15 protein-coding genes are annotated in these 11,896 nt (G+C 29.3%); 14 read left to right on the top strand and 1 reads right to left on the bottom strand.

The annotated features are described in order from the left end of the window. The first annotated feature begins 61 nt into the window (after window positions 1-61). The 5 genes from FVF61_RS11810 to FVF61_RS11830 all read left to right on the top strand — a co-directional run bounded on the left by FVF61_RS11810 (window position 62) and on the right by FVF61_RS11830 (window position 3,480). Complete coding sequence (locus FVF61_RS11810) at window positions 62-538, top strand: hypothetical protein (RefSeq protein ID WP_148456680.1); 477 nt, start codon at window positions 62-64, stop codon at window positions 536-538. Between the two features lie 133 nt (window positions 539-671). Continuing rightward, a complete protein-coding gene (locus FVF61_RS11815) occupies window positions 672-1,085 on the top strand; it encodes a hypothetical protein (protein ID WP_148456682.1) in 414 nt (137 codons plus the stop codon). A 149-nt stretch (window positions 1,086-1,234) separates the two neighbouring features. Continuing rightward, the gene (locus tag FVF61_RS11820) at window positions 1,235-1,642 is read left to right on the top strand and encodes a hypothetical protein (RefSeq protein ID WP_148456684.1); all 408 of its coding nucleotides are present in this window, start codon (window positions 1,235-1,237) and stop codon (window positions 1,640-1,642) included. 174 nt (window positions 1,643-1,816) lie between these two features. Further along, window positions 1,817-2,086 (top strand): hypothetical protein, encoded by a 270-nt coding sequence (locus FVF61_RS11825; RefSeq protein ID WP_148456686.1) that lies wholly within the window; start codon window positions 1,817-1,819, stop codon window positions 2,084-2,086. Window positions 2,087-2,124: 38 nt separating this feature from the next. Then, window positions 2,125-3,480, top strand: a complete 1,356-nt coding sequence (locus tag FVF61_RS11830; protein WP_148456688.1) for a hypothetical protein — start codon at window positions 2,125-2,127, stop codon at window positions 3,478-3,480. Between the two features lie 762 nt (window positions 3,481-4,242). Here FVF61_RS11830 and FVF61_RS11835 read toward each other — a convergent pair. Next, window positions 4,243-5,604 carry a T9SS type A sorting domain-containing protein gene (locus FVF61_RS11835; RefSeq protein WP_148456690.1) on the bottom strand — a complete coding sequence of 454 codons (1,362 nt, stop codon included), beginning with the start codon at window positions 5,602-5,604 and terminating at the stop codon, window positions 4,243-4,245. 242 nt (window positions 5,605-5,846) lie between these two features. Here FVF61_RS11835 and FVF61_RS11840 point away from each other — a divergent pair, with 242 nt between their 5' ends. The 9 genes from FVF61_RS11840 to FVF61_RS11880 all read left to right on the top strand — a co-directional run bounded on the left by FVF61_RS11840 (window position 5,847) and on the right by FVF61_RS11880 (window position 11,811). Further along, entirely contained in the window at window positions 5,847-6,188 is a 342-nt protein-coding gene (locus tag FVF61_RS11840; RefSeq protein ID WP_148456692.1) for a hypothetical protein, read from the top strand. A gap of 149 nt (window positions 6,189-6,337) precedes the next feature. After that, window positions 6,338-6,745, top strand: a complete 408-nt coding sequence (locus FVF61_RS11845) for a hypothetical protein (protein WP_148456694.1) — start codon at window positions 6,338-6,340, stop codon at window positions 6,743-6,745. Window positions 6,746-6,913: 168 nt separating this feature from the next. Then, window positions 6,914-7,648, top strand: a complete 735-nt coding sequence (locus FVF61_RS11850; protein WP_148456696.1) for a DUF6090 family protein — start codon at window positions 6,914-6,916, stop codon at window positions 7,646-7,648. A gap of 278 nt (window positions 7,649-7,926) precedes the next feature. Further along, window positions 7,927-8,463: a hypothetical protein gene (locus FVF61_RS11855; RefSeq protein WP_158635210.1), complete on the top strand. Its 537-nt coding sequence runs from the start codon at window positions 7,927-7,929 to the stop codon at window positions 8,461-8,463. A 158-nt stretch (window positions 8,464-8,621) separates the two neighbouring features. Beyond that, the gene (locus FVF61_RS11860; protein WP_148456700.1) at window positions 8,622-9,266 is read left to right on the top strand and encodes a hypothetical protein; all 645 of its coding nucleotides are present in this window, start codon (window positions 8,622-8,624) and stop codon (window positions 9,264-9,266) included. Between the two features lie 159 nt (window positions 9,267-9,425). Further along, entirely contained in the window at window positions 9,426-10,172 is a 747-nt protein-coding gene (locus FVF61_RS11865) for a hypothetical protein (RefSeq protein WP_148456702.1), read from the top strand. A gap of 168 nt (window positions 10,173-10,340) precedes the next feature. Then, window positions 10,341-10,835: a hypothetical protein gene (locus tag FVF61_RS11870; RefSeq protein WP_109310320.1), complete on the top strand. Its 495-nt coding sequence runs from the start codon at window positions 10,341-10,343 to the stop codon at window positions 10,833-10,835. A gap of 287 nt (window positions 10,836-11,122) precedes the next feature. Then, window positions 11,123-11,527: a hypothetical protein gene (locus FVF61_RS11875; RefSeq protein WP_148456704.1), complete on the top strand. Its 405-nt coding sequence runs from the start codon at window positions 11,123-11,125 to the stop codon at window positions 11,525-11,527. Window positions 11,528-11,532: 5 nt separating this feature from the next. After that, window positions 11,533-11,811 carry a hypothetical protein gene (locus FVF61_RS11880; protein ID WP_148456706.1) on the top strand — a complete coding sequence of 93 codons (279 nt, stop codon included), beginning with the start codon at window positions 11,533-11,535 and terminating at the stop codon, window positions 11,809-11,811. Window positions 11,812-11,896: the final 85 nt, after the last annotated feature.

An 11,896-nucleotide genomic window follows, 5' to 3' on the forward strand; every position in this document is an offset into this window, starting at 1 on the left:
ACTTAACTCTCGCAACGCACCATACACGAAACCGTTGGCAACAATTTAAACTCACTCAAAATTGAAACAAATTCAAACTGACTTTATTAACAAATTAGGAATTGGAGCATTTGCTTATATTTCAATTAGTGAATTTTGTGGATTATTCGAATATGTATTTGAGAACATTTTAATTATTATTAAAACGGAACCAAAAATAATTATTTGGCTACCAGGAATAATGAGTCTGATTCTTTTTACAGTAATTGTAATTTGGGGAATAAAAAAGTTTAACAAACCGATTGAAATTGATACGCGGAAAGTATTGAATTCATTAATCTATCTATATTTTGGAATTCTAATTGCACAATACCTATTCATATATTTCGGAACGGACTTTTTAACGGAAAAATATTCTGCCGAATTTGATTTTTATAATAAGGCAAATAAAGGAAGTTTAATGTTACGAGGCTATCTTGCAAATATTCCGATTTTACAATTTGTCGTTTTCGGAATTATATTACTGAAAAACAGAAAAACTGTTGCCAACAATGTATAAAAATAATGCTAAATTAGGTGCTTAATCAAAGGTTAGTGCAATTTTGTTACGTCTGATTTTCCTTCGGAAAATCCTCGCACACAAAACCGCACTATTCTTATACGTAACCGTTGTAAAACATTTGAAAAACCCCATGTCTAAACATAAATTTACGATTTTTTCAATTCTAATTCTACTCGGAATTATAACTACGATTAGCTTTTTTGTGAAAAACTATGAATCACGTGAAGAAATCTTCAATGAAATTGTAGAAAACTCATTCAAAGAATCATATGAAGGAATTATTAAAAAAAAATATTATTTAAAAGAACGCGGATTTGACGTTGTAATACTGGAAGAAAACGGAACAGAAATCCAACTAGACTATCTACATGAAAAACCGAATTTCTATGATTTCCTTAAAATTGGAGACACATTGATTAAACAGAATAATAGTAACTCAATAATTATAAAACGTTCGGAATTAGATACCATTATCTATTTTAAATTTGATAATGTCAGAGGCTCGCATTTATACTCTGAAAACAATAAATTTTTGAATAAATAAAAACGTTTTACAACACTGTGTATAAAAAATGCTAATTTTAGTGCTTAACCAATAGAAAGTGCGTGTTTGCTTTCTTCCGATTTTCGTTCCGAAAATCCTCTGACACAAACCCGCACTTTTCATACACGAAACCGTTAGCTTTAATTTGAATGAACGATATTGACAAACAACTATTTTTAAAATATTTTATTCCGACTGAAACCGAACGGAAAAGAAAAGTTATGTTTGAAAACGGTTCGTCAATAACAACTAAATATAAATCTGAATTCAAATATTACGTGAAATATTTACCTGGAAATTATGCGGATTATTATTCACCTGAATTTATATTTAAAACGGAAAACGATTTGAAAATAATCCCAATTCCGAATTTCTTTACTTTTCTACTTATACCAATAGCTTTGGTTATTTTGAATTATTTTGAAAACGTGGAATTGGAAAATATTTGGACTATTTTAATTGCTTTAATTGGATTTTTAATATTTGTACAAATACTTCTGATTTTTCCAAGCATTATGAATATTAGAAAACGAGTGAATGAAAAACAAAAAAACTAAAGCTAACAATGTATAACCGCAATTACGGCGGATTCGACTACGTCCGAATCCACTCGGAATTGCTAACGCCAGTGCTAAACCGAAAATAAACGCTAACTTAACCCGTAACTGACGCTTATACTTGACCGTTGGGTGCAAGTGCGGAAAATAAAATAATATTAATTCTAAATAAAAATGGAAAATACAATTCAAACCATCATTCAATCAAAAATTCCTAGAGGTCATATTTTTGACGCTCATACAATTATTGAGCATCTGATTCAATATGATAGTGACACTTATTTATCTTCCTATCAAAATAATTGGACGACAGACTTTTACCATAGTAAAATAAGTAAATTAATTTCCACGTTTGAAGGTAAACTAATTGAAAGACAAGGAACAAGTTGGTCTCAAAATATTCATAAAAATTTCAGTCCAAATATGTGTTGGATCAAAATATAACATTAAGACATTTCAAATTGATAACACACCAATATAATATGAAAAAGAAAATAAGACTTCTGTTAATTATTCCACTATTAATAGGTTATACAAATCAAACATTTTCGCAAAATGGTCGTGAAAAAACTATTATGTTTACTAATGGATATAATGTGATTTATTCAGCTATTGGACAAGTATCTAAAAATAAATTTGTAGAAAATAAAAATGTTACATTCCTAACCGAACGTGATTTACACAATGGAAGAATATTAAGAGATACAATTGTAAGCGGTAAATATTTTACTAAAGATGGCAATTCATACATAGATGGTTTATGGAAACAATGGGATAGAGATTTTAAAGAACTTGTAAGAGTGAAAGGTGTTTTTAAAGTTTCTAATAATGAAAATGGGATAGGAATTACCACAAACAAAAAAAAAGGGAAAGGAATCATAATAAACGTACTTTCAGAGAATCCGTATTATATTAATATCTCATATAAATATTATTATTTTGGTCGTTTTATTTCTTCTTTTTCTTTAGAATCAAATATTACTAATTTTGAAGAGGAAGAATTAGACCGAGACCTTATGAGATGGAGCCCACATGATATATTTGATAAACAGATTCTTAATGACAAAAAAGTTAAATTTTCGTTTAAAAATGGTGATGTTTTTATAGGCTCTATCAAAAGAGATACCAATAGTAATGGGTTTTATTACCATATGGTTCCGCATATTGGTGAATATAAATATAAAAATGGAGATATTATTAATGGCGAAATTTATTATTATGATTTTTTTGGTGGCAGATTAAAATTTTATCCTGAAGAAAACTCTTATACTGTATTTGAAGATGGAACTGTTGAAAAAGGTGAATGGGTAAAAAAATATTTTTCTAGTTTGAATAATGATGAGAAAGCAGATTTATATAAGAATTGTGAATCTTTAACTGAATTACGTGATAAAAGCAAAATTATAATTGATAAAAAGAATAAAAAAATAGAAGAAAAGGAAAAAGAAAAGGAAAAAGAAAGATTAGAAAAATTGCAAAAACAAATAAAACGTCAAAAGGAATTAACCTCAAAATATGGAGATTACTATGGAAACAAACTATCTAGAGGAGAATTATTACCAGGAATGAATGAAGATATGGTTAAAGAAGTTTGGGAAAAAGAATGGTTTAATATAAATAATATAGTTCGTAATGGGCAAATGATTGAAATATGGGAATTTGATAAAAGTAAAATGCAAAGAGATATTATAAAAAAAGGTAAAGAAAGCGGACAACAAGAAGGTGCGCTTGGTTTGATTCTTATGCTGAATCTTTCAGAAGAATTAGGATTAGAGGGAATAAACGCTCCCAAAACGCTAGTTTTTATGGATAATAAATTAACCGATATTTACAGGTAAGAAACACCTGCACCCAACACCGTATAAAAATAATGCTTAGTTTAGTGCTTAATCAAAGGTTAGTGCGTTTTGCCAGCTTCCGATTTTCCTTCGGAAAATCCTCGCACACAAAACCGCACTATTCTTATACAAACACGTTGCCAACAAGTTGACCAAACCAACGAAAATCGTGCTAACTTTAAAGTTTTTTGATTTTTAAGAAACGAAAATTGAAATTCTAAATTGGAAAAAACAACTCGGAATTTCACTCAAGCGGAATTGAAAATGTTGCGGAAAATCACTCTGAATTTCGGCTTGCCCAAAGTCAGTTTTTGCATCGAAAATTTAGTAAACCGAAAAGTTTTGGTTGAATAACATAATCGCTAAACTTTACGGCTGAACTTTATGAAAATGGATTTTCCCAGCTTTCGTTCTTGACGACGAAAATTTAGATTTCCAAAGGTTCGTGCTGAATATTGGAAAGGCAAAACGTTCGGAAAAAAAAGCGGAATGAATCTCGAATTTTTTTTGAGATTTTAAGGAAAAAAGAAAATAACGGAATTGAAAAAAGCATCGGAATTTAACTTGTGCGGAAAAATAAAACCAGTTGGCAACAACGTGTATAATTAATGGCTAGTTCTCGCCTACTTACGAAAATCCTCGCGGATTTTCTATTCGGTTTTTATTTGCTAAATTAGGTGCTGAAACACGCCACTAATCATACACAAACACGTTGCCATTCATTGTGAGCAACGAACTTTTATTGAATAATTTGTCCAAACATTATTCTTTAATCACTCTATAAACAGCCGAAGAATTATTATTTTTAACGGTAACTAAATACATTCCAGAATTTAATTCAACCAAATCAATTTCTTCAGTTAACGAATTCGGTTTTAAACTCATTATCTCCTGCCCCAAAAGATTATGTACTTTAACTTGAGTAATTGTCTTATTAGATTTTAAATTTAAAATATTACTTGTTGGATTAGGATATAAACTAAATTCTACGAGTGAAATATCTTGTGTAGATAACAATTCGTCTTGAATAACAATATCGAATAAACCTGTTGCCATTCTACCTGTGTCTTCACTCCATACTTGTAGCTTGTAATAAGTATATGTTGAGACTGGAATATTCACTAATGAACCTGAACTACAAGCATTGTTTACTTGTGTCAATGAACTGCAAGCTCCACTCCATAACTGTAAATTATAACCTTCACTTACGTTAATATCAATAAATTCATTAGCACCAGTATTAAAACTAAACCAAACGTCTGCTCTATTACTAACATTATTACAAGATGGTATTTGGTTTGATGATGTTGCCAACTCATTATATGCAACGATTTGTTCTCCTAAAGTTAATAAAAACGAACTACTGCAATCATCATTTCTTGGTTCAATTCCACAATTATAGCCTATTTCCAAAATATTTGAACAACCTTCTGCATTGTTTTCAATCTGATAATTACACTCTGAAATACAATTCGTTAAAGAGTAACAAACTGATTCTATATTACAATTTGATAAATTAGGGTTATCTGTAATTATTATGTCTACATAAGTATCATTACCCAAACTAACATTTGACAATGCTGAAATATCCGACAACGAATTATTACTCTGTAACAAAATTCCAAATAAAGACGATATTACTTCAAGACCTTCTAAACTTTGTATACTAGGATTCCCTAATAATTGTATAGTTCCTGCAAATGAAGGAGATATGCCTATTAAATTTTGTAGAGAATTATTGTAATGTAATCGAATTCCATAATTTGACACATAGGAACTCAAACCATTTATATTAATTAGATTATCATTATTTGATATAATAAATTCATCTACACCTTCTCCTGTAAAATTATTCAAACCTGTTAAGTCAACAAGTAATGGATTGTCTTGTATATATAAATGATAAACTGTTTCTATACCAAGCAAAGGTGTTAAATCCGTTATATCATTCCCACTGATTGTTAATGTACCATCTATATCTGTACAAGTAGGATAATTTGTGGGAAAAGCATTAACTTCTGCTTGTGATGTTAGAGTAATCGAACTTGGACATTGACTGAATCCAAGTATAGGCATTGTTACTATAACTATGTTTATTAAAAAAGAATGTAATTTTGTGTTCATAATATACGATTTGATGGAACCAAATATATTAAAATTTATTTAACATCTAAATGTAAATTCGAACTGAATAAAAACAACGAAATGGCAACACCGTGTATAATTCATTGCTAGTTATAGCCTACTTACGAAAGTCCTCGCGGACTTTCTATCTGTGATTTATTTGCTAACTTTAGTGCTTAAACCACGCAACGAAATCATACACAAACACGTTGGCTACAATATGAGAATAAAACGTAATCGAAATGAAAGACATATTACATAAAATTTTTCTAATACTAATCGGAATTGTTTTAATAGGAAAAATATCGAATTGGTTTCTAGATTATAGTGACGAAACAAATCAGATTCTGAATGCTGGAATGTTTACTCTAATCGGAATTGCATACTTGGTTGGAGGTTTTGTTTGGGATAAAAAACTAAATAACATAATTTTTCTAGTTTGCGGAATTTATTTAATTGCAATGAATTTTATTGGTGACTTTGGACCGAAATCAATAATCGGAATTGTTTGTATTTTGACACCAATGTTGATTGCTCGATTCTCACCTGAAGAAACTGATGAAAAAGAATTGTCTGAAAATTAAAAATACTGTAGCCAACATAGTATAAATTCAATTGCGGCTGAATTTCCTACGGAAATTCATTGCAATTTTCTATCTTTCAGCTCAATCGGAAAATCGTACCGATTTTCCGCAACTGAAATTTATACGCTAACGTTGGCAAACATTAAAAAATGATACAATTTAAATATTTAATCTCTCTGTTTCTAATCGGATTTGCGCTAAATGCTCAAAATTCGGAATTGATATTTGATGATAGATATGGTAATAGTATTAAAGTAATTGACTTTCAAAATATTTCTGATAACCTAGACTCGGATTTCTTCATTCAGAATCTTGATGGAAAGCAAATTAGTTCAGAAAAAAACGAATCAGATTTGAGATTTGATTTCATTATTTCCGACTTTAAAAAAATCAATAGGAATAACTATAAATTCAAAGTGACTTCTTACCCCAAAACGAAAGACACAGAAACAATTATTAAATATATGGGCGGCGGTCAATATTTTAAATTAAATATTAAGCGTACCAAAAGTGGAATTGAATTAAAGGATATAAAATATTTATATTCTGTAATCTGATAAAAAACGATTTGCCAACACCGTATAAAAATAATTGCGGTTTTGTGCTTAAACAAAGGTCGTTGCGTGTTTTCTACGTCTGATTTTCCTTCGGAAAATCCTCGCATACAAACCCGCAACTATTCTTATACAACAACGTTGTGCTTCATTTTAACCAACCATCAACCAATGATAAAATTCTTTAGAAAAATTAGACAAAACTTGCTTTCCGAAGGAAAAACTGGCAAGTATTTGAAATATGCTATTGGTGAGATTATTTTAGTGATGTTCGGAATACTATTAGCTCTACAAGTCAACAACTGGAACCAACAAAAGCAAATAACTAAAAAAGAACATAGGCTTTTATTGGAATTAAAAAATGATTTAATTGGTACGCAAAATGAACTAAAAGGAGACATTTTCACATTAAATGAATTAATAGAAACATCTGATTCAATTATACAATATTTAGACACAATACATTATGAAGAATATGATAAATCAATATTTGGAATGAAAATGGGTTGGGCATTAACGAATGTAAAATTATACCCAAGAATAATAGCTTATGAAAATTTAAAATCTTTAGGTCCTGAAATAATATCTAATGATTCAATCAGGTTTCATATAACGGATATTTTTGACCGAAGGCTACATAGAATATCTCTTTGGGAAAATTCAGCTGTCGAAAGTGAAGCAAATTTATATAATTCTCTTGTTCCTCATTTTAAATCAATTAAAACCGTAGAGGAAGATTGGGGATATTTTTTAGTTCCTGACAAATTTAATGAACTTAGTCAGAAATTATATATCAACAGATTGGGTTTATTACAAAATGATAGAAAGCTATTGCATTATTTATACAAAACCCTGTTAGATCAAATCACAAAAGTATTAGTATTAATAGAAAATGAAAAAATCTGATATGCTTTAATTAAATAACGAAAGCACAACAATGTATAACCGCAATTACGGCGGATTCGACTACGTCCGAATCCGCTCGGAATTGCTACCGTCAGTGCTAAACCGAATATTAACGCATATAAACCCGTAACTGACGGTTATACGAGACCGTTAGCCACTATATGAAAAAACCGAAATTCATACTGATTCTGTTAATAATATCATCTTTTATTTCTTGCAAGAATCTAACAAAAGAGAAAATTACAGATTCGAATATAAAAACTTTATCAAACAAATATATGTTTGACTTAAATGCTTCAAGAGAGAAGTTTAAATTTGACCATCTAAATTCCTTTTCCATGGATTCGATTGATTGGGAAAAAAGAAAAAACCATTACAAGAAATTAACTGAAATTGAATTCTTCTCAATTTATCAAGACAGTTTAAGAAATTACCAAGGAGATTATGAACAAAGCATAGATTTGGAATTTTACTATTCAATTCAAAAGAGAAAATCCGATTTTAATGAAATCACTATTTTATGGCAAAAAGAAGGAGAATATTGTGATGGAATAACATATATTATATTTGACAAAAAAGGAAAAATTATTGACCGATTTCCAGTCGCAGGATCTTGCGGAGATGGTGGATATTATGATGAAAAATATGGGGAATTTTTGAATGATTCGATTTACAAAATGACTTATGAAGATTATAACGAAAGAGATGAACCAGAAATTGGAATAAAAAGAGTATTTGAAAGATTTTATACAATTTCTAAAAATGGAAAAGTAAAAATGAGTGAAAAACTGATTTCAACTGACACGTTAAGATAGAAAATACAGTGGCTAACACCGTATATAAGCTATTGCTTGGTCAGTCCTCACTTGGAAAATCCTGCGGATTTTCCAAAGCCAGTTTTTATCTGGAACGGTCTGTGCCGAGACACGCCACAGCTCATATACAAAAACGTTGCCAGTAATTTGAGAAAACATTGGAAATCACAAAAAAAGACATAGAAAAACTAATTGAATTGAGAAAAGAAAACACTTTTCTTAATCATTTATGGAATGTTTTTTCTCGTGATTTTAAAGCAAAAGGAGAAATTGGTCGGAATGAAATAAAAGTTTGGAAACAGAATATGTGGAATATGACTTTCTATCCGATTTTCACATTTGAACTTAACGCAAATAATCATCTGACAAACATAACGGACAAATTAAATCCAATAGGAAAAACAATCGTTGGAATATTTTCAATCGGAATTCTCTACTTTGTTTTTACTAATTTCTCAACCGATTTTAATTTTTTGGAAAATTGGTTGTCAATTCTAATAGTTTCGGTTTTCTTGCTAATTTTTATTACAGTTTTTAGAAAACTTTATCAATCCGAAAAACAAAATCAACTTGATGAAATATTTGAGTTTTTAGACATAGAAGTTGAGGAAAAGAAGCCCGAAAAAGAATGGTCACTAAAAAATATATTAATCAGATTATTTACATATCCGTTTTGTTTGTTTTTAATCGGACTTAACATTTTTCTAATAATTCCGAATGGACAATACATTTTAGCTTTGGGAACTTTTGGATTTGTTGGATTTTATCTATTTGCGGATTTGAAAATGATATTTAAGAAATAAAAAAACTACTGGCAACACCGTGTATAATTAATGGCTGGTTCTCGCATACTTACGAAAATCCTCGCGGATTTTCTATTCGGTTTTTATTTGCTAAATTAGTTGCTTAAACACGCCACTAATCATACACAATCACGTTGCCAGTAATTTGAACTCACTCAAATGCAGAGAAAAATATTCATAATTATATTCTTAATCTCGATAAATATTTTCGGACAGAAATCTGAAATTGAGAATTTAATTAATCACATTTCTGAAAACGAAATCCCTGAAAACTTTGAATATTACTTTTTAGTTTCCAAAAGTCTGGAACAACCTAAAATATATGACTCAATTCAACATTATCATATAGGAGAGTTAAGAACAACTAAAAATGACCAAATTGTAAAACTATATTATCAAAAAAATGATGAAAAAGTTGATTGGAAAGACTATGATTTAAAAAATGTCAAATTTGTTATTAATGAATATAACTATCCAACAACCTCTCCACCAACAAGTAAAAATATCCGATTTGTAAAATACAATATTGAACAAAAGGAATATGATAGTTTAACTCAAAACCGAAAGCCTAATACTATAATCGTAAGGAAAAAATGGCTCTGGAAAAAGAATAAAATTGAACGAAACAAAAAATTTCATAACGAGCTTATTAAAGCTTGGAAACTCGACGAAGAAAAAAACAAAGAAGAAAAGGTGTATTTTCAATTTTCCAAACCAATCTTTTCGAAAGATAATAAATATGCGAGAATTTCGATTTTCATAAACAGACGTTGTAACGGAAATGGATTTACAGCCATATATAAAAACGACAACGGAACTTGGAAAAAACTGATTGAATACAATAAGGTAGGTTCTATAGTTTCTACGTCTCATTCAAAATGTGGATCAATATCATACTACGAATAAAAAAAACTACTGGCAACACTGTGTATAAAAAATGCTTATTTTAGTGCTTAATCAAAAGGAAAGTGCGTGTTTGCTTTCTTCCGATTTTCGTTCCGAAAATCCTCTGACACAAACACGCACTTTTCATACACGAAACCGTTATCTATAATTACTCCGAAAAACTAATGAATGAAAAATAGTCTGAATATATTCCATTATTCTATATATTTAATGCATTACAAATTGCACTTACTTGCTAATAAAATAAACCCTTTCCGATTACTCCATAAATTACCGTTTCAAAAACGAAAATATCAGCAATTAGGTATTGATATAGATGAAGAAGTTAACAAAGCATTTCGAAATAAAGAATATGGATTAAGCATAAGAGTTTCAGGAGGTTTAACGATTGGAGTTATTTTTATACTATTCTTCAGCTTGTCCAACATTATAATTAAAATACTAAATATTAATGTTGTTTTAAATGTCTATTTTTTTGCTTTTATTTTCCTAATATCATTAGCTATATGTTATTATTTAGTTTTTAAAGAAAATAAGTATTTAGAATATTTTAAAGAATATGGAATTTGGACAAAAAAGGATTTGATAAAAAATGTTTGGATAAGTTTCGGATTCATTATTGGACTAATTTTATTGTTTTTTGCAAGTCTTTTAATGTTTTAATCAAGGAATTTAGACCAAAATTGGAAATCCAATCTTTGCGGAATTAAAAATTGTAACTGAAAAACATTATGTGCTTACTCAAACGTGTCGTAAATATAGATAACACTGTGTATAAAAAATGCTTATTTTAGTGCTTAACCAAAGGGAAAGTGCGTGTTTGCTTTCTTCCGATTTTCGTTCCGAAAATCCTCTGAGGCAAACACGCACTTTTCATACACGAAACCGTTGTGCGTAAGTTGAAAAAAATCACGTAAGACAAGAAAATTAAGGAGTTGATTAAGATAAAAGTGAATAATAATATCCTCAAACTGATTTCAAACATAATGTTGCTTGTTGTTATTATTGGTTGTGGAAATCAAGAAAAAAAAGAACAAAACGAAACCATTGAACGAGTTCCAATTGTTATTGAACCAACTTTTTATTATCCAAAAACTTATGATAATCATTGGAGAATGAACCAACCGAATCTTGAAGAATCTGAAGGCTGGATTAAAGCGAATTGCGACCAAACTCTTAAAATCAAAGATAGTTTAAGAGTTAAAATCAAATGGCAGTTTCTTAAACATAAAAGTTGGGGGAAATATGAAGGTAAATTAATCGGAATTGACTTAAAAACTAACGAAGAAATAAGGTTTGATTTTAAATGTTTCGAACCTGATTTCTCAAAAGGAAAATGGTTAAATAACCAATAATAAATATGGAAAAACGAATTGCAGAGATTGAGGATAAATTAACTGAAATCTCTTATAGATTAGATTTTAATGACCAAACCAACGAAACACAATTGAAATGTGTTAATGAATTAAACAGTTCAATTTTATCAAGTAAAAATCTTGCCGAAAAATTCATTGAGAAATTTGAACTAATAGATTTGAAATTAAAAAATGTTGAAACCGAATTTGAATTGTTACATACAGAAATTAGAACTCTGAAAATATTAATAGAAACAATAAATATTAAAATAGGAAATCAATAACTGAATAAAACCTACGCACAACAACGTGTAAGCACAATAACGGCTGAATTTCCTAATCGGAATTTAAGAAACCCTTATTTATAAG

It is taken from the genome of Xanthomarina maritima, assembly GCF_008084905.1.
Classification (GTDB): Bacteria; Bacteroidota; Bacteroidia; order Flavobacteriales; family Flavobacteriaceae; genus Xanthomarina; species Xanthomarina maritima.